The following is a 19535-nucleotide window of genomic DNA, read 5'->3' on the forward strand; positions in this document are numbered from 1 at the left end:
GCATTTTCCTCTGTCTGTTCCTTTCAAAAATTACGCCGCTTTTTTGATATCTCTGTTTTCTGTTATCCGTTTTACTGCCCGCTGAAAAGGATTTCATCAGACGGACGGATACATGATAAAAAAAACAATCGCTGCTGTTGCGATGGCAGCCAGTGGCTGTGCATGGGGCAGCACATACACTTCTTCTGCGGTTTCTCCGGCATCCTGCGCCATACTGTCAGAGGTGGTGATTGAGCAGAGGGAATTAATCGGGCCATCTTATCTGGCGGATCAATTTGAAAAGAACGTTACCGGGCACTGTCTGACATCAGAACAGATGGCGGAAGCGGTTATTGAGCTGGAGTCAGCGGTGCACGAGGCCGGGTTTATTACGGCACAAATCAGTGTGCCGCCGCAGAATGTCAGTGACGGTACGCTGACACTCCACTATCAACCCGGTTATCTGAGCGGTTACCGCGATAAGGAAAGCGGGGATACACGATTCGGTCTGAATCTGATTTTTCCGCAGCGGTCTGACGGGCAACTGAATATCCGCGATACCGAACTGGGGATGACACATCTGAATCAATTGCCCGGACTGGGGGCTCAGGCGGCAGTGGAACCCGATCCGCTGAATCCCGGTAATAGTGTGATCACGATTACACAGCAGAAAAAACGCAGCATAAACGGCTCGTTTGAAGTTAACAATTACGGCAGCCCGTCAACCGGCAGCAGTCAGATAAGTAACCGGCTCAGTATTGAGAACCCGTTGCAGTTGTATGATCGTCTGTTTATTTATGCGTTGCGGGATATGGACCGCGATCATTCTGCCGGTGTGAAATTTATTTATGGTCAGTACCGAATCCCTTTCCGGCACTGGGAATTTACGGCAGGCGGCAGTTACAGTGAACAAAAGCAGCAATACCCGGTGTACCGGGGATCACTGGACTATTTTACCCGCAGTAAAACACTGGATCTGAATCTCGGCCGCAAATTGTTGCTGACCCCGGCGCATGATGTCACCCTCAGCAGCGGCATTTCTGCGGTAACCCGGCAGGTTACGCTCGGGCATTCGCCGCTGATATTACCTGAGCGTCGTTCTGTTTACTGGAACGCCGGGCTGAATCATCGCTGGCATCATCCGGCCTTCACCCTTCAGTATCAGGTTCAGTATAAACATTCACTGAACCGTTTTGGTGCTTTGCCGGTAACAGAAAAAAAACTGAAACATACCCGGCAGCTGATCGCGGAAACAACACTGACAGTGCCGTTCCGTCTGGCCGGTCAGTCATTTTATTATGAAAATGTGATGCGCGGCTCTGTTAATGCGGATAAAGCGGATGAGATGGATTATGAATCGCTGAGCGGCCGCTATTCGGTCCGCGGTTATCCGTTTTCCCACAGTATGAGTTCTGCGCGGGCATTTATCAGCCGCAATGAAGTGGTCTGGCAGCAGGTATTACCGGGGCATAATCTGTATCTGGCAGCGGATGCCGCACTTCCCGGCGTTAAGATGTCCGGAGGAACCCGGTCACACGGCCTGGCGGGTGTTGAAACCGGGATTAAGGGATTTTACAAGTCGCTGAGCTATCAGGTTTTTGCCGGTATGCCGCTGAAAGAGGCTGAGGGTGTGCGGGCATTTTCCCCGGTGGGCGGGATCTCGGTTAGTGTCAGCTACTGACGATAATTGCTTTCATTGCGTGATAGTTCCGCTGTATATCAGGCCGGAAGCGGATTACAGCGGCAAACGTGGCAAAAGGTGCAACGGAAAACACTGTGACAATGATATCAGACAAAATAATCGCGCAGTAATTAAGCATTCAGTCACAAAATCCGGATAATTTTTGTCAGCTGTTTATTCTGTGAACGTTTTACCGGGCAGGTGAATAAATGCTCAGGTGTGCGCCTGCTCAAACATTTTAGCTGTTTTTGTTATTAAAACGTTTGATTTATGTGTTTTATGTGTAGTCATCATCCATAGTCAATAGTATTGACTGCCTCTGTGACAGTTGATTTAGTGAAGTGTCAGAAAATAATAAACAAACTGAAATCTGTGGTCCGGCGCTGCCGGACGACAGAGCAAACACGACATTCAACGACAGGCGGAGATAATGATGATGAGAAGCGCCAAACGTAAGACAGGATTAGCGAAGCTGGGCATTACACTGGTTGCCCTGGCGGTGTCAGCAAGCGTCAATGCGGCGGGAACACTGGTTTTTTGTTCTGAGGGATCACCGGAAGGATTTAACCCGCAGTTGTTCACCTCAGGAACCACCTATGATGCCAGCTCTGTGCCGCTGTATAACCGGCTGGTGGAGTTTAAGGCCGGTACGACAGAGCTGGAGCCGGGTCTGGCTGAATCCTGGGAAGTGAGCGAAGACGGGAAAACCTATACTTTCCACCTGCGGAAAGGGGTGAAATTCCACAGCAGCAAGGAATTTAAACCAACCCGCGATTTAAATGCGGATGATGTGATCTTTACTTTCGATCGTCAGAAAAACCCGGATAACCCGTATCACAAAGTATCCGGCGGCAGTTATGAATATTTCAGCGGTATGGATATGGACAAAATTATCGACAAAGTTGAGAAAGTCGATGACAACACCGTCCGTTTTCAGCTGAGCCGCTCTGAAGCGCCATTCCTGGCCAACCTCGGGATGGACTTCGCCTCAATTCTCTCCGCAGAATATGCTGATCAGATGCTGAAAGCCGGTACGCCGGAGAAAGTGGATCTGAACCCGATCGGTACAGGGCCATTTGTGTTACAGCAGTACCAGAAAGACTCCCGTATCCTGTATAAAGCTAATGATGATTACTGGAACGGTAAACCGAAAATTGACCGTCTGGTCTTCTCCATCACCCCGGACGCTTCTGTCCGCTACGCTAAATTACAGAAAAATGAGTGCCAGGTGATGCCGTATCCGAATCCGGCTGATCTGGAGCGTATGCGTGCGGATAAAAATATTGTCCTGAAAGAGCAGCCGGGCCTGAACGTCGGCTATCTCTCCTATAACGTCACGAAAAAACCGCTGGATAACGTCAAAGTCCGTCAGGCACTGAATATGGCCGTTAATAAAGATGCCATCATTGACGCGGTTTATCAGGGTGCTGGCCAGAAAGCAAAAAACCTGATCCCGCCGACCATGTGGGGTTATAACAACGGTATCGAAGACTATCCGTATGATCCGGAAAAAGCCAAAGCACTGCTGAAAGAAGCGGGCATGGAAAACGGCTTTGAGATCGACCTGTGGGCGATGCCGGTTCAGCGTCCGTATAACCCGAATGCCCGCCGTATGGCTGAGATGATCCAGGCAGACTGGGCGAAAGTCGGCGTGAAAGCCAAGATTGTGACCTATGAGTGGGGTGAGTACCTCAAGCGCGCGAAAGCGGGTGAGCCTCAGACCGTCATGATGGGCTGGACCGGTGATAACGGGGATCCGGATAACTTCTTCGCCACACTCTTCAGCTGTGCGGCCAAAGAGCAGGGGTCGAACTACTCGAAATGGTGTGATCAGTCCTTTGAAAACATCATTCAGCCGGCACGCACCACGGCTGACCCGAAAGAGCGCGCCAAGCTGTATGAACAGGCTCAGGTGGTGATGAAAGATCAGGCACCTGCGCTGATCGTTGCCCACTCCACCGTGTTTGAGCCGGTTCGCAAAGAAGTGAAAGGCTATGTGGTGGACCCGCTGGGTAAACACCACTTTGACAATGTCTCTATCGAAAAATAAGTAAACCGGAAATCAGTGTTACCGGTCTGCCGCCTCCTCCCGGAGGCGGCAACCCTGTATCGAACCGCATTGCACGGACGACGCAGAACACATAATTAAAACAATATTATTCATCGTGTGAGTATAAAGGGAAAGTCCTCCCTTTCGTCCGGTCTTATGACCTGAGCGCTGTCAGCGGCCATTACAAGAGAAACAGGGATATGCTGCAATTTATCCTCCGGCGTGTCGGGATGGTAATACCGACATTTATCGGTATTACGTTACTGACGTTTATATTTGTTCATCTGATCCCGGGAGACCCGGTCACTATCATGGCGGGTGAGCGGGGGATCTCCCCTGAACGCCACGCACAGCTGATGGCGGCTCTGGGGCTGGATCAGCCATACTGGAAACAGTACCTTCATTATATCAATGGTGTCCTGCACGGTGACCTCGGCCTCTCTCTGAAGAGCCGCCAGCCGGTATGGGATGAATTTGTCCCCCGCTTTAAAGCCACGCTGGAACTCGCGGCCTGCGCCATGATTTTCGCTATCTCGGTCGGGATCCCTGTCGGGGTGCTGGCGGCAGTTAAACGGGGCTCGGTCTTTGATCACACCGCTATCGGGATCTCCCTGACCGGTTATTCGATGCCGATTTTCTGGTGGGGCATCATGCTGATCATGCTGGTGTCGGTGAATCTCGATCTGACACCGGTGTCAGGGCGCTTATCAGACAGCGTGTTCCTGGATGACAGCCAGCCGCTGACCGGATTTATGCTGATTGATACTCTGATCTGGGGTGAGGACGGCGATTTCCATGATGCCGTGATGCATCTTATTCTGCCGTCCATTGTGCTCGGTACTATTCCGCTGGCGGTGATTGTCCGTATGACCCGCTCGGCGATGCTGGAAGTGCTGGGTGAGGACTATATCCGTACCGCCCGTGCCAAAGGGCTGAGCCGCCTCCGTGTGATTGTGGTGCATGCACTGCGCAACGCGCTGCTGCCGGTGGTGACCGTTATCGGCTTACAGGTCGGCGTAATGCTGGCCGGCGCGATTCTGACCGAAACTATCTTTTCCTGGCCCGGTATCGGCCGCTGGCTGATTGATGCTCTTCAGCGTCGCGACTATCCGGTTGTGCAGGGCGGCGTTCTGCTGATCGCCATTCTGATTATTCTGGTTAACCTGTGCGTGGATTTACTCTACGGCGTCGTTAACCCGCGTATTCGTCATAAAAAATAACAGGAGCGCACAATGTCTGAGACGACAAATACTACCGTGACCCGCGCGCCTGAGCCGCTTTCCCCGCTGCGTGAATTCTGGCACTACTTCCGGCGCAATAAAGGCGCGCTGATCGGTCTGATTTATATCCTGGCGATGCTGCTGATCGCTGTTTTTGCCCCGCTGCTCGCCCCGCATCTGCCGGATGAGCAGTTCCGTGACCATTTATTACAGCCGCCGGTCTGGCAGGAGGGTGGTTCATGGCAGTTTATTCTCGGTACTGATGATATCGGCCGCGATATTCTGTCACGCCTGATGTACGGTGCCCGGCTTTCACTGCTGGTCGGCTGTCTGGTGGTGGCGTTATCGCTGCTGCTGGGTGTGGTGATTGGTCTGGCGGCCGGGTATTTCGGCGGCTGGGTTGATGCTCTGATCATGCGTATCGTCGATATTATGCTGGCACTGCCGAGCCTGCTGCTGGCGCTGGTGCTGGTGGCGATTTTCGGCCCGTCGATTGTTAACGCCTCGCTGGCACTGACTTTTGTGGCACTGCCGCACTATATCCGTCTGACCCGCGCGGCGGTGCTGACGGAAGTGAGCCGTGACTATGTGACCGCCTCTGCGGTGGCGGGGGCAGGCCCGGTGCGCCAGATGTTTGTCAATATTCTGCCGAACTGTCTGGCACCGCTGATTGTGCAGGCATCGCTGGGTTTCTCCAACGCTATTCTGGACATGGCAGCATTAGGTTTCCTCGGGATGGGCGCACAGCCGCCGACACCGGAGTGGGGAACCATGCTGTCCGATGTTTTACAGTTTACGCAAAGCGCGTGGTGGGTGGTGACCTTCCCGGGCCTGGCGATTTTACTGACGGTACTGGCGTTTAACCTGATGGGCGACGGATTGCGTGATGCCCTTGATCCTAAGCTTAAGCAGTAGAGGTGCAGACATGGCGTTATTAACAGTTGATAAATTATCTGTTCACTTCGGTGAAAAAGAGATGCCATTCCGCGCCGTTGACCGGATCAGTTATCAGGTTGAGGAAGGCGAGGTGCTCGGGATTGTCGGTGAATCCGGTTCCGGTAAATCCGTCAGTTCACTGGCGATTATGGGGCTGATTGATTTTCCGGGCCGTGTGATGGCGGAGAACCTGGAATTTGACGGCCGCCATCTGCTGACCATCTCAGAAAAAGAACGGCGCGAGCTGGTGGGTGCGGATGTGGCGATGATTTTCCAGGATCCGATGACCAGCCTCAATCCCTGCTATACCGTGGGGTATCAGATTATGGAAGCCCTGAAAGTTCACCAGGGCGGCAACCGGAAAACCCGGTTACAGCGGACTATCGATCTGCTGACACTGGTCGGTATCCCTGATCCGAAATCGCGGCTGGATGTGTATCCGCATCAGTTGTCCGGCGGGATGAGCCAGCGGGTGATGATTGCCATGGCGATAGCCTGCCGTCCGAAGCTGCTGATTGCGGATGAGCCGACAACGGCGCTGGATGTGACTATTCAGGCACAAATTATTGAATTGCTTTTGGAATTGCAGCAGCAGGAAAACATGGCGCTGGTGCTGATCACCCATGACCTTGCGCTGGTGGCGGAAGCCGCTCATCACATTATTGTGATGTATGCGGGGCAGGTGGCGGAGTCCGGTAAGGCGTCGGATATCTTCCGCGCGCCGCGTCACCCGTATACTCAGGCGTTGTTACGGGCGCTGCCGGAATTTGCCGGTAACAAGAGCCGGCTGGCATCACTGCCGGGCGTTGTGCCCGGAAAATATGACCGGCCGGAAGGCTGTCTGCTGAACCCGCGCTGTCCGTATGCCACGGATTTATGCCGCAGCACGGAACCGGAACTGCGTACTGTCGGGGCGCGTCAGGTGAAATGTCATACCCCGCTGGATGATGAAGGGAGACCGGGCCATGAGTGAAACCACACAGCCTCTGTTACATGTCAGTGATCTGAAAAAATATTATCCGGTGAAAAAAGGTTTTTTCTCACCGGAACGGATGGTGAAAGCCCTTGACGGCGTATCTTTTGATCTGAACCGGGGAAAGACCCTGGCAGTGGTCGGGGAGTCCGGCTGCGGTAAATCGACACTCGGTCGTCTGCTGACCATGATTGAAAAACCGACCGGCGGGGAACTGTTTTATCAGGGGCAGGATCTGCTGGTGGCGGATAAACATGCGGAGAAACTGCGGCGGCAGAAAATTCAGATTGTGTTCCAGAACCCGTACGGTTCGCTCAATCCGCGTAAAAAAGTCGGGCAGATTCTGGAAGAGCCGCTGATTATCAACACATCACTCAGTGCGGCGGAGCGAAAAGAGAAGGTGCTGGCGATGATGGCGAAAGTCGGTCTGAAAACCGAACATTACAGCCGTTATCCGCATATGTTCTCCGGCGGTCAGCGCCAGCGTATTGCGATTGCCCGGGGTCTGATGCTGGACCCGGATGTGGTGATTGCCGATGAGCCGGTATCGGCGCTGGATGTGTCAGTCCGTGCTCAGGTGCTGAATCTGATGATGGATCTCCAGGATGAGCTGGGCTTGTCGTATGTGTTTATTTCGCATGATTTATCCGTGGTGGAGCATATCGCGGATGATGTGATGGTCATGTATCTGGGGCGTTGTGTGGAAAAAGGCACTAAAGCGCAGATTTTTGAGAATCCGCGCCATCCTTACACACAGGCATTGTTATCCGCAACACCACGGCTGAATCCGGCGCAGCGCCGCGAGCGGATAAAACTGACCGGTGAACTGCCGAGCCCGCTGAATCCGCCGCCGGGATGCGCTTTTGCCGCCCGCTGCCGTCATGCGTTCGGCACCTGCACCCAGTTCCGCCCGGAGCTGAAATCCTACGGCGGACAGCTGATTGCCTGTTTTGCGGCGGACAGGGAAGAACAGGCAAAAACATCTGCATAACATTCTGTTTTACCGGAAATTACAGAAAAATATGTTTTAACTGAACACAAACAGCGATAATGGAGGGCTCCGTTATCGCTTTTTGCTGTCTGAGGGGTGAGATTAGATCAGCACAAAGCATAATGATGACGTATAATCACTGCGTACGACGAAAGATGTGATAACTGAATTGTAACGAAAGGCGTGGAATATGCGTGTAAAAGTCAGAAAGTCACTGACTATCAAACAGATGTCAGTTGTCGCTGCGGTGACTTTGGTGACTATCGCACTTTTTATGACGCTTCTGTTATCACATCTGATACAACAGCGAAAAGCGGATTACATTAATCAGCTTTATAACTCGTCAGTACAGGTCAGGAAACCGCTGGCAGATGCTTTGTTAGGGTCAGATTTAAACGCTGTAAAATCGACGCTGATAACATTACGGGCCAGCGGGATTTTAGGACGCGCGATTGTGATGACGCCGGAAAATGTTCAGGTGATAAGCCTGGATTTTGCCACACACCGTCCTATTCCCGGCGCAGCAAAAATGATTTTCGGGATACCGGTTGAAATTCAGGTGCCGCTTTACGCTTACGGCGTGGCACATACCGGGAAACCCCCGCAGGGTTATCTCATTCTTCAGGTGGATGATAACCGCATATACCACTTCGCGATGAATATCGTGGCACTGATGGTGACCAGTTATCTGTTACTGGCACTGGTGCTGGTGATCGCAATAAGCTGGTGTATTAACCGCCTGATCGTGCGGCCGCTGCGTAATATGGCCTGTGAACTGAACAGTGATGAGCCTGCGGAGCAGCTCAGTTGTTCGGCATATCATGAGGATGATGAACTCGGTTTGCTGGCGAAGGGGTACCGGAACCAGGTGAACAAACATAAATCAGGGTCATCATAAAACTTCCCGGACGGTTTGCTGTCTAAACCCAGACGAATCAAAGGGACGTCCCGGAAGCCGGTCAGTTTTGCCTGTGCGTATCGTCTGACATAGCAGTATTTCCGGCATCAGTGGTAAACCTCAGAAGAAGGCATACCAGGGATTCATATTAAAAGAGGTTAGCATGCAACGCTCTTATTTACGTGTTTTACTCGGTGGCGTCCTGATTGCCGTCACATCTCAGTTACACGCAGAAGCTCTGCAGCCGGACCCTGCATGGCAGCAGGGGAAACTGGCAAACGGATTCAGCTGGCAGTTGCTTCAGACGCCACAACGCCCGAATGATCGTATTCAGATGCGTCTTTCTGTTCAGACCGGCTCCATGATGGAAAAACCGGCTGAAAAAGGGTTTGCTTATCTCATTCCGAAAGTGGTTATGTTCAACAGTCAGAGCCTGAACACACAGCAGTTATCTAACCTGCTGCGTAACGGGATCAGCCCGGATATGCCACTGCCGCCGGCGATTGTTTCTTATGATTTCACACTTTATAACCTGAGCCTGCCGAATAATAATCCGGAGGTGCTGAAAGCGGCACTGAGCTGGATGGCGGATGTCTCCGGTCACGGAATTTTTAATCAGGAAACCGTTGCCGCCGCTCTGGCCGCACCGGATTCACCTGTCGCCACCTATCCGCCGAATATCAATGATCCTATCTGGCGCGCCCGGATAAAAGGCACCACTCTGCAGGGGTTTGACCCGGTGCCGCCGCCTGCGGGAAAAATTGATATCGAAGCGCTGAGTAACTTCTATCAGCGCTGGTACACGCCGGATATGGCGACACTGTATGTCGCCGGCCCGGTTGATAAACGTGCGCTGGAAGAGGGTATCAGCAAAGCATTCGGTTCCCTGGAAGGCAAACGTCAGGCACCGGTCAGTGTGGCCACACTGCCGCGGATGAAACCGCGCTCAGTCCATGCCGTAAATGAAAACCAGAAAGACGACATGCTGGCACTGGTCTGGGATCTGAACTGGTCTTCTGTCAAAGATTCGGAGGCACTGAACCGTTACTGGTTAAATGACCTTGCCCGCGAAGCAATTTTCGGTTCATTACAGCAGGGCATCGGCAGGAAAAATGAAAAATTCATGGCGATGAACATGGATTGCCGGATGCAGTACCAGCGTGCCAGTTGCATGCTCAGCCTGCGTGCACCGAATGAAAAAATGCCGGGGATTGTTCCGGAGCTGGCGGGTGAACTCGCTGTTCTGAAAGAGAAAGGTATTTCTGCGGAGAATTTCAATGCTCTGATTGCCATGAAACAGGCCCAGCTTCAGCAGCTGTTTGCTATCTATGCCCGTACCACCAGCGATATTCTGATCAACCAGCGTCTGATGTCCCAGCAGAGTAATATCATTGATATTCCGCCGGAACAGTATCAGCGTCTGCGTCAGGCATTTCTGAATAACCTGACACCGGAAGTTCTGAATACCGAAATTCATGCGATTTTAGAGCAGGATACCGCATTCTTCTTTACTCAGCCTAAAGGCGAGACAGAAATGAATGTGGATCAGCTGCGCGCGCAGTTTGATAAGATAATGCATCCGGAGAAAGCCGTTGCAGCGGCGGAAAAACAGGCTGCGGCTGATGCCGAACTGGCTGAAAAAGCTGCTGCGGAAAAGGCAGCGGCAGAGAAAGCCGCAGCAGAGCAGGCTAAAGCACAGGCAGTAACCCCGGAGGCAGCAGAGCCGTCACCGGCGGTGAAACCGGCAGCACCGGTTCAGGCTCCGGCTAAAAAAGGCGGGCAAAACGGTAATACCGAGCCACCGGCGGCAGATAATAACACCGACGGTGTCAGTGCCTGAATTTGGTAACGATATGAAATAAAAGGGTATCTGAAAGATACCCTTCAGGCCGTTGCCAAACCCGCAGGGGTTGGCGACGACCGACAGAGGTTGTAAAAAATAAACCAGGAAAATCAATTTATTGATTTTCGACTGATAACACAAAGCAGGAAAAACCACGTTTTATCCTGCTTTGTCAGCAATCTCAAGGGTATCTGTAAGATACCCTTTTTTTATGACTATTCATCGTCCTGACACAAGCTGCTTTCCAGCAGATTCATCAGCCACGGCCGGGTATCCCGGTTATTCACAAATCCCGCCGCCGCAATTTTTTTCTGCGGGTGATAATAAGCGGCGGTTCCCCAGAATCCCAAATGATACCAGAGCGTCTGCCCGTCCCGCTCTGTGACCATCACACCGCAACGGTACTCTTCCGCACCGTCATGGCTGCCTTGTTTCATCATGATTTCAAGGGTTTCCGGTTTATCAAAAATACGTCCCTCAAACAAATTCGCCATAAAAACGGCGAGGGCGCTTACGGACATAATCAGCCCGCCGCCGCCCCAAAGATCCATTGTCGGGCTGATGGTATCCCCGTCGGTATTGCCGAGATACTGATGTGCCCGCGGCGGAAGACCGGCCGGGACCGGTTCTTCCAGTTCCCAGTAAGCGGAGCCCATGCCCGGCATATCAAAGCGCAGCAACTGCCGGACAGCCTGTGCCAGCGGCAGCTGTGTGACCCGCTCAATAATATCCCCCAAAAGCAGATATCCGGTATCAGAATACAGATAACAAAGACCCGGTTTCATCAGCGGATAACCCCGGCTGACATACAGGCGGATCTGTTCATCCCGTGTCCAGAGGTGCCCCGGGTCAGCCAGTACGTCGCGGATATATTTTTCATCAGCATGGTCATACAGCCCGCTGCTGTGACTGAGCAGATGCAGTACGGTGATGGCGTTCAGATCATAACCCGCCTCTGTCAGCCTGCGGACATACTGCGGGGAAAGCAGTGGTGCGACAGGTGAACTGAGACTGAGTTTCTGCTGTTCATACAGGCGCAATACTGCCGCTGCCGTAAAGGTTTTGGTATTGCTGGCGATCCGCACCGGGGTATCCGGTGTGACCGGTGTGCTGTCGTGTTTGCTCAGCCCGCCGTGTGCTGCTCCGTCCGGAAGGTCACAACCTGCACCGGTGAAGTAAAATGCCGTGGCAAAACCTTCCGGCTGAACATCCTGTAACAGGGCTGACAAATTTCGTACCGGCATGATTATTTCTTCGCACCGGCGCGCAGTTTTGTCACGGTCTGCCCGCCGACACCCCAGTTGTCGGTTTCCACCTCATCAATAATCACAAAAGTTGAGGCCGGATTTTTCCCCAGCACATCAACGAGTAATTGTGTGGCACCTTCAATCAGTTTTTGTTTTTGTTCTGCGGTCGCACCCTCTTTGGTGATGCGGATATTGATGAATGGCATAGTGACTCCTGATAGATGTGTTGGTCTGCAACTGTCTGAATATCAGCCGGTAACGGTTCAGTATCCGTTACACTGACTGATATTCATACCATATTGCAGCCAAAATCTCAGGCGGTTTTATTTTTTTGGATGTCAGTCGCAATCCAGGCAGCAGAAAAGAGGATCAGCCGCGCGAAGAAATAGAAAAAGGCCATCAGCCCGATAACAGAACCAAATGCGGCACCGGACGGGGAAGCCGCCATATTCGGCAGCAGCCAGGTCATAATGGTTTTCAGGATCTCAAACCCGATCGCGGCCAGCAGCGTGCCTTTCAGCAGTGATTTGCGGTTCAGCTTCATCCGCGGCAGTATCCAGAGAATCCAGGTAAACAGCAGATAGTTGGCGAGGATAGAGATTGTCAGGCCGATTGCCGTCCAGGCGGGACGCAGCCACTCAATTGCATCCAGGCCGAGAAACGCGACAATCCGGGCCTGAGCGGCACCGGCAATAGATGTCAGGGACAGGGTGACCACCAGCGCCACCAGCAGGCCGATCAGCGCCAGGAAATCGCGCAGATAGCGCAGGAACATATTTTCTTTCACTTCAATATCCGGCTCCCACTGGTCGTGGTATTGCGCACGGATAGCCATCCGCAGATTACCCACCCAGTTCACCCCCGAATAGAGAGCCAGCGCCAGACCGGTTAACCCGACCGTCGCACGCTGGCGGATAGCGGTATCAATGCTGCGCTCAATGGTGCCGGCGAGTGTCGGATCGCTGATACTGTTGGCAACACCGCGGATAAGCCGGGTCAGCAGCTCCGGATTGAAGGCCAGCACATAACCGGCGGCGGCAAAAGAGACCATCAGAATAGGGATCATGGATAAAAACGAGAAATAGGTAATCGCTGCACCGAACGGGCTGCCCATTCTGTCATTAAAGCGGGTTGCTGTGCGGATCAGATGAGCAATAAACGGAATATTGCGGATATAATTTCCGGCTTTCACACTCCATTTCAGGGCTTTTTTTCCCTGTTTTATCCCTTCATCAAAATTCTTCCGCAGGGGTTTTAATGATGATGTGCTGTTGTCATCTTCCGGTGTGTCGTGTTCCCGGGTCATGTATCCTCGCTTGTTCGGAAATTGATTCCGTTTAAGTTTACTACAGGACTAACCGGATGAACAATTCAGGCTCTGACCGGAACCGGATATAACCGGCTTCAGAATTTACCGATTGATTAACAGGGATAATAATATGTAATTAATCAGCGTATTAGCGCTTAAAACAATTAATTAAATATCACCTTATAATGTGTTCATAATATGAATAATAAATGTGTTTTTTTCCGTAATAACAGGAAAAAGAATCTCTCTTTTCTGATGCTTATTATTCCGTTGTTTATCACCGGATGTGTTTATAAACCCGAAGGGCCGTATTTACCGGCACAAGTCATGGTTGTTTCAGATCAGGTCTGTCTGCTGATCCGTCCGCAGGGAGATGAAAAAATTATCCGGCTGGATATTAATGAGATCGGCAGTGTGAATAAACGTCTTTTAACACAGACTTTTACTCCGGAACAGTCTGCTGTCAGCCGGGGACACTGTATTTCAACGCAAAATTATCCTTTCCGGAGCGGTTATGCTTATACGGCGCTGATAACTGTCGGGTCAGAGATTCAGCGCCGTCTGAATATTCACCCCGGAACACGAAATTTTGAAATCCGTTTTCATCTGACAAATTATTTTGGCGGGTTAAAAGCAACCGAAATTTAACCGCGCCTGCCGGTTTTTATTTTCAAAAAAACCGGCAGCGGTGTTATCACTTTAATAATGTGTCCAGTTCTGCCTGCGCTTCTTTTAATTCCGCTTCGGCTTCGGCCAGTTTTCGTTCGCGTTTGGCAATCTTACTGATATCACCTTTATCAACGGCTTTCTGTAAATCCGCTTTGCGCTCAGCGACTTCTTTTGTCCGGTCGCTGACTTCATCACGGGCATCATTACGCAGACTGTTTGGTGTGCAGTAAGTATTTACATTCTGCAAAGCCCGCTCCAGCCCCTGCACCCGGTGTGTGTTGCCGTGTGCTTTGGCATAGCTGATCTGCTCCTGAATTTTGCTCTTTTTGATATCACAGCCATTCTGCGCACTCAGTGCGGAGGTGCTTACCAGTAATGTTCCCAGTGCCAGAACGGCAGTTGTAAAACGTGTCATGTTTACCTCGTTTTTTATATTAGTCGTCATTTTATGACTACCTGTAATGATAATGGTTCATTATCACGCCGCACAGATGAGGAAAGGGCATTGGTTCTTTCCTGCTGAAATCAGGTTATACTGAGTACTTCAATCTGTACTGATATTCTTGTTCCGGGTGGTTCACACCCGACCATCTGAGGCCCTTGTATGCTTAGTTACCGCCACAGCTTTCACGCCGGCAACCATGCGGATGTGTTAAAACACACCGTCCAGAGTCTGATCATTGAATCATTAAAAGAGAAAGACAAACCTTTTTTGTATCTGGATACGCACGCCGGTGCCGGGCGTTATCAGCTCAGTGGCGAGCACGCGGAGCGTACCGGGGAGTACCTGGAAGGGATCGCCCGCATCTGGGCGCAGGAATCGGTACCGGAAGAACTGAAAACGTATCTTGAAGCAGTGAGTGCACTGAACCCGCGCGGTGATCTGCGTTTTTATCCGGGCTCTCCGCTGATCGCCGCACATTTGCTGCGTGACTACGATAAGTTAAATATCAGCGAACTGCATCCGTCTGATTTCCCGCTGCTGCGTAATGAATTCAGCCGTGATAATCGTGCCCGTGTGGTGCGGGAAGATGGCTATCAGCAACTGAAATCACAGTTACCGCCGTTATCCCGGCGCGGATTTGTGCTGATTGACCCGCCGTATGAACTGAAAAGTGATTATCAGGCCGTTGTTAAAGGGATTCAGGAAGGCCACCGCCGTTTTGCCACCGGCACTTATGCGGTCTGGTATCCGGTGGTGCTGCGCCAGCAGATCAAGCGGATGGTAAAAGACTTCCAGGCAACCGGTATCCGCAAAATTCTGCAAATCGAACTGGCGGTGCGTCCTGACAGTGATCAGCGCGGTATGACCGCATCCGGTATGATCGTGATTAACCCGCCGTGGAAGCTGGAATCGCAGATGAAATCTCTCCTGCCGTGGCTGCATAAAGTCCTGGTGCCGGAAGGCACAGGGCATACACTGGTTGAATGGATCACACCGGAATAATTCGTTTCCGCTGCGGGTATGACAGCAGCGGGTGTTTATGTATTGACTGATAAATGGAACGAGCCAACTATGAGCAAACATTACGATTATATTGCAATCGGCGGCGGCAGTGCCGGTATTGCGTCTGTAAACCGGGCTGCGATGTACGGGCAGAAATGTGCCCTGATTGAAGCAAAGGCGCTCGGCGGCACGTGTGTTAACGTCGGTTGTGTCCCGAAAAAAGTGATGTGGTACGGTGCGCAGATTGCAGAAGCCATCCGCCAGTACGGCCCGGATTACGGGTTTGATACCACCATCAACCACTTCAGCTGGGACAAACTGCTGGAAAGCCGTTCTGCATATATTGATCGTATTCACCAGTCTTATGAGCGCGTTCTCGGCAATAACAAAGTGGACGTGATCACCGGGTTTGCCCGCTTTAAAGACGCGCATACTGTGGAAGTGAACGGCGAAACGTACACGGCGGACCATATACTGATCGCCACCGGCGGCCGTCCGGTTCCGCCGTCCATTCCGGGTGCGGAATACGGGATTGATTCTGACGGTTTCTTTGCACTGAAAGCTCTGCCGCAGCGTGTGGCGGTTGTCGGTGCGGGTTATATCGCTGTGGAGCTGGCCGGGGTGCTGAATGCACTGGGCAGCGAAACACACCTGTTTGTCCGCAAACATGCGCCGCTGCGTAACTTTGACCCGCTGATCACCGAAACGCTGGTTGAAGTCATGAACACCGAAGGGCCGTCACTGCACACCAACTCTGTACCGAAAGCCGTTGTGAAAAATACGGACGGCAGCCTGACCCTGCAACTGGAAAACGGCCACGAACAGACTGTGGATTGCCTGATCTGGGCTATCGGCCGTGAACCGGCAACAGATAATATCAATCTGGATGTGACCGGCGTGCAACTGAATGACCGTGGTTATATTCAGGTGGATAAATACCAGAACACCTCGGTTCCGGGCCTGTACGCGGTGGGTGATAACACCGGTGCGGTTGAACTGACACCGGTTGCGGTTGCCGCAGGCCGCCGTCTCTCTGAGCGTCTGTTCAACAACAAACCGGATGAACACCTGGATTACACCAATATCCCGACCGTTGTTTTCAGCCACCCGGCTATCGGTACCGTGGGTCTGACTGAACCGCAGGCGATTGAGCAGTACGGCGCAGACAATGTGAAATGCTACACATCCTCTTTCACTGCGATGTATACCGCGGTCACCAGCCACCGCCAGCCATGCAAAATGAAACTGGTGTGTGCGGGTAAAGACGAGAAAATCGTCGGCATCCACGGCATCGGCTACGGTATGGACGAAATCCTGCAGGGCTTTGCGGTTGCACTGAAAATGGGTGCAACCAAAAAAGATTTCGATAACACCGTGGCCATTCACCCGACAGCAGCGGAAGAGTTTGTGACCATGCGCTGACAGAAAACCGCAGCCGGATTATCCGGGAAGCAGGATTACCGGCTGCGTTTTTTCAGATTATCCCAGTTTCCGCAGAGTGCCTGCGGATATTACAGCACTTCCCACGTCGGCAAATAAGGCGAGTTCGCGGGTACCCGGTTGCGGATAAATCCGGCTGGACAGCGTTGCATCCCCGTCATTAACAAAGACTTCCGCAGAGGAACGATCAATAAATACACGGAGTGTCAGTTGCTCTCCTTCCGGTAATGCAATACTGCGGTAACTGTTTGAATTGTCGCCGGGGTTATATCTCCACAGTATCAGGCGTTTTTGCTGATTATCGGCATATAATTCCATGGCATTGCCCAGTCGTATGCCATAACGTTCAGCATGACTCTCTGCGGTATTCCAGGTTATTTCCAGTTCTGTCGCACCGATATTTTCAGCTAATACCTTTTTGCCATGTAGTATACCGCTGGTTACCGGGGTACTTTCCCGGTGTAATAACGCGGTTTCACGGACAGGGCGCTGACATAACCGGCCATCCCGTTCGAATAATTCCCGCGGCAGTGTCATACATCCGGCCCAGCCTTCCTGTTTTGACGGCATTGGTGATTCCCACATATCCATCCATGCCATGACGATACGGCGTCCGTCCTGCGCGGTAAAAGACTGCGGAGCATAGAAGTCATGTCCGTGATCCAGCTCCTGAAATTTCTGTGTTTGCGCAAATACAGTACCGGGCTGCCAGTGTCCCCGGATAGTACCGCTCTGGAAACGATTACGGTACTGATAACCGTCAGGTTGCATGCCTTGTGGTGAAAACATCAGATAGTGATGTTCACCGCAGCGGAAAAAATCAGGACATTCCCACATATAACTGTTGCCATAACCGGCATGAGCCAGAACACGATCGAATTGCCACTCTCTCAGTGACGTTCCGCGATACAGTAATACCTGTCCTGTATCTGAGGCATCACGGGCCCCCAGGACCATCCACCATACATTATCTTCACGCCAGATTTTCGGATCGCGAAAATGCATGATGCCATCAGGCGGTGTCAGAACAACGCCTTGTTTCCGGAAATGTATCCCGTCAGTTGTTGTCGCCAGACACTGAACCTCGCGGATAGCACTGTCATCTCCTTCATCACTAAGCCAGACATGTCCGGTATAAATGAGTGATAACACACCGTTATCATCAACAGCACAACCGGAAAAACAGCCATCACGGTCATATTCTGCTCCGGGAGCCAGCGCTATCGGTTCGTGCTGCCATCGGATCATATCTTTGCTGGTTGCATGCCCCCAGTGCATTGGCCCCCAGTCTGCATTAACCGGGTGATGCTGATAAAAGGCGTGATAATATCCGTTAAAATAGATAAGCCCGTTCGGATCATTCATCCATCCGGCCGGCGGGGCAAGATGAAAGTCAGGATAGAATTCGTCACCACGCCGGGAGCGGAGTTGTTCAAGTGCTGATTGCGCGTCCAGAAGTTGTTGTTTCATCATATTACCGTCCGTTTTTCAATGGTGATGTGGCGGGTTCCGGGTGTGCCGGTTTGCTTAAGCAGCAGTCCTGATACTATCGTCATGATCAGAACGATGGAGGCGAGGATCATATAGGTATCGGCGAAGCCCAGGGTATCGTAACCGTACCCTGCCAGCGGGGACAGAATCGCCGCACATAGTGAGGAAATAAACTGGAATCCGACCAGATAAATCGTTGCTGATAAGCGTTTATCAAATACAGTTGTGATATATTTAAATAGTGAAATCAAAAGGATAGGAAGTTCTACGGCATGCAGTAATTTCATCAGTGAAATAGTGACAGCATCCGCTGCAAGCCCTGATCCGAAAATGCGTAACGCCATCACAAATCCGCTGATAAGCAGGCCATTTTTGGCTCCGACGCGGTTTACCAGAAAAGGTGCGAGGAACATTCCGCCTGCTTCCAGAAAAACCTGAAGGGAATTCAGGTATCCGAACATTTCATTTCCTTCATTCACATCGGTGAACATGGAAGCGAAATATACCGGAAACTGTTGATCATACACATTATAGACACTGACCCCGCAGACAAATATAACCAGTGACCAGAATGAACGCATACGAAGCAGAGCAAAGGCATCTGAGTATGTCAGTGCATTGCTTTTTCCGAATTCAAGTTCATTCATTGCGTGGGGCCGTACGTCCCGCAGCGTCCATAATAAAATCAGAAACAGGACCGCAGAAACAGATCCCATTGCAAAGTTCAGATTAGGATCGATATTAAATAATATCCCTGCTAAAAATGTGGCACCAGCCCAGCCAAGAGAGCCCCACATGCGGGCACGGCCATATTCAAATCCGGCAATGCGGCTGACCCGTTCAGTATAAGACTCCAGTGCTCCTATGCCTGCGAAAAAAGTTGCCCCGACGTAAACACCCAGACTGATAGCACCGGAAACAATATTCCACCGTAACAGCGGGGTACAGACAAAAATAAACCACGGACCGCTGATAAGCAGCAGTAAGCCGATAAACAACAGTAAGTTTTTACGTAAACCGAGCTTATCCTGAATGAATCCGTACAGTGGCTGAGCGCAAAATGCTGTCAGACTGATAACGGAAAAAATAATACCGGTATCTGTTCCCTTCAGACCGACTTTCTGGCTGAGCCAGAGTGATACCAAAGAAAACACTGATGACCATGTCCAGAAGAATGTGAATAACAGGCCGCTCAGAGTCATGTAAGCATAGCGATTAATACGTATTTTATTACTCATGGGCAGATTCTCTTTCGTTGGATTGGTCATATTCTTAATGTCAATACTGTTTTACGAAAACCCGAATAAGGTGATAACCGGATGTTAATCACTAATGTTAATGTTAACACTGGGTTTTTGTGA

General features: G+C 51.5%; 17 protein-coding genes. 11 read left to right on the forward strand and 6 right to left on the reverse strand.

Features of this window, described 5'->3' with window-relative positions; genetic code table 11:
• The first annotated feature begins 112 nt into the window (after positions 1-112).
• The 8 genes from JC793_RS00990 to JC793_RS01025 all read left to right on the forward strand — a co-directional run bounded on the left by JC793_RS00990 (position 113) and on the right by JC793_RS01025 (position 10568).
• Positions 113-1660 carry a ShlB/FhaC/HecB family hemolysin secretion/activation protein gene (locus tag JC793_RS00990; RefSeq protein ID WP_218427198.1) on the forward strand — a complete coding sequence of 516 codons (1548 nt, stop codon included), beginning with the start codon at positions 113-115 and terminating at the stop codon, positions 1658-1660.
• 436 nt (positions 1661-2096) lie between these two features.
• Positions 2097-3710 (forward strand): dipeptide ABC transporter periplasmic-binding protein DppA, encoded by a 1614-nt coding sequence (gene dppA / locus JC793_RS00995; RefSeq protein WP_107679951.1) that lies wholly within the window; start codon positions 2097-2099, stop codon positions 3708-3710.
• Positions 3711-3910: 200 nt separating this feature from the next.
• Complete coding sequence (gene dppB / locus JC793_RS01000; protein WP_046891906.1) at positions 3911-4930, forward strand: dipeptide ABC transporter permease DppB; 1020 nt, start codon at positions 3911-3913, stop codon at positions 4928-4930.
• Between the two features lie 12 nt (positions 4931-4942).
• A complete protein-coding gene (gene dppC / locus JC793_RS01005; RefSeq protein ID WP_046891907.1) occupies positions 4943-5845 on the forward strand; it encodes a dipeptide ABC transporter permease DppC in 903 nt (300 codons plus the stop codon).
• A 10-nt stretch (positions 5846-5855) separates the two neighbouring features.
• On the forward strand, positions 5856-6839 hold the full coding sequence (gene dppD / locus JC793_RS01010) for a dipeptide ABC transporter ATP-binding protein (protein ID WP_107679916.1): 984 nt from the start codon (positions 5856-5858) through the stop codon (positions 6837-6839).
• Positions 6832-7830 (forward strand): dipeptide ABC transporter ATP-binding subunit DppF, encoded by a 999-nt coding sequence (gene dppF, locus JC793_RS01015; RefSeq protein WP_147642632.1) that lies wholly within the window; start codon positions 6832-6834, stop codon positions 7828-7830. Before dppD ends, dppF begins: the two co-directional genes overlap by 8 nt.
• 190 nt (positions 7831-8020) lie before the next feature.
• Positions 8021-8728, forward strand: coding sequence for a HAMP domain-containing protein (locus JC793_RS01020; protein WP_107679917.1), 708 nt, complete (start codon positions 8021-8023; stop codon positions 8726-8728).
• A gap of 163 nt (positions 8729-8891) precedes the next feature.
• Positions 8892-10568: a M16 family metallopeptidase gene (locus JC793_RS01025; RefSeq protein WP_052927205.1), complete on the forward strand. Its 1677-nt coding sequence runs from the start codon at positions 8892-8894 to the stop codon at positions 10566-10568.
• Between the two features lie 218 nt (positions 10569-10786).
• Here JC793_RS01025 and JC793_RS01030 read toward each other — a convergent pair whose 3' ends face one another.
• The 3 genes from JC793_RS01030 to yhjD all read right to left on the reverse strand — a co-directional run bounded on the left by JC793_RS01030 (position 10787) and on the right by yhjD (position 13124).
• On the reverse strand, positions 10787-11815 hold the full coding sequence (locus JC793_RS01030) for a serine hydrolase domain-containing protein (RefSeq protein ID WP_218427200.1): 1029 nt from the start codon (positions 11813-11815) through the stop codon (positions 10787-10789).
• A gap of 2 nt (positions 11816-11817) precedes the next feature.
• Positions 11818-12024, reverse strand: a complete 207-nt coding sequence (locus JC793_RS01035; protein WP_046891912.1) for a 2-hydroxymuconate tautomerase family protein — start codon at positions 12022-12024, stop codon at positions 11818-11820.
• A gap of 107 nt (positions 12025-12131) precedes the next feature.
• Positions 12132-13124 carry an inner membrane protein YhjD gene (yhjD, locus tag JC793_RS01040; protein ID WP_052927207.1) on the reverse strand — a complete coding sequence of 331 codons (993 nt, stop codon included), beginning with the start codon at positions 13122-13124 and terminating at the stop codon, positions 12132-12134.
• 258 nt (positions 13125-13382) lie between these two features.
• On the opposite strand from yhjD, the gene JC793_RS01045 reads away from it, so the two are divergent.
• On the forward strand, positions 13383-13775 hold the full coding sequence (locus tag JC793_RS01045; RefSeq protein WP_348770432.1) for a putative T6SS immunity periplasmic lipoprotein: 393 nt from the start codon (positions 13383-13385) through the stop codon (positions 13773-13775).
• 46 nt (positions 13776-13821) lie between these two features.
• Here JC793_RS01045 and JC793_RS01050 read toward each other — a convergent pair whose 3' ends face one another.
• Positions 13822-14211, reverse strand: coding sequence for a DUF1090 domain-containing protein (locus JC793_RS01050; protein ID WP_046891949.1), 390 nt, complete (start codon positions 14209-14211; stop codon positions 13822-13824).
• Positions 14212-14400: 189 nt separating this feature from the next.
• Here JC793_RS01050 and JC793_RS01055 point away from each other — a divergent pair, with 189 nt between their 5' ends.
• Positions 14401-15243, forward strand: a complete 843-nt coding sequence (locus tag JC793_RS01055) for a 23S rRNA (adenine(2030)-N(6))-methyltransferase RlmJ (RefSeq protein ID WP_218427202.1) — start codon at positions 14401-14403, stop codon at positions 15241-15243.
• A 69-nt stretch (positions 15244-15312) separates the two neighbouring features.
• Positions 15313-16665: a glutathione-disulfide reductase gene (gene gorA, locus JC793_RS01060; RefSeq protein ID WP_166706845.1), complete on the forward strand. Its 1353-nt coding sequence runs from the start codon at positions 15313-15315 to the stop codon at positions 16663-16665.
• A 57-nt stretch (positions 16666-16722) separates the two neighbouring features.
• Here gorA and JC793_RS01065 read toward each other — a convergent pair whose 3' ends face one another.
• Together JC793_RS01065 and JC793_RS01070 are read right to left on the reverse strand one after the other, a co-directional pair.
• Positions 16723-18156 (reverse strand): glycoside hydrolase family 32 protein, encoded by a 1434-nt coding sequence (locus JC793_RS01065; protein WP_218427204.1) that lies wholly within the window; start codon positions 18154-18156, stop codon positions 16723-16725.
• A complete protein-coding gene (locus tag JC793_RS01070) occupies positions 18153-19412 on the reverse strand; it encodes an MFS transporter (RefSeq protein ID WP_166706846.1) in 1260 nt (419 codons plus the stop codon). The genes JC793_RS01065 and JC793_RS01070 overlap by 4 nt, the downstream gene beginning before the upstream one ends.
• Positions 19413-19535 lie beyond the last annotated feature (123 nt).

The sequence above is a fragment of the Morganella morganii genome (assembly GCF_019242955.1).
Lineage (GTDB): Bacteria > Pseudomonadota > Gammaproteobacteria > Enterobacterales > Enterobacteriaceae > Morganella > Morganella sibonii.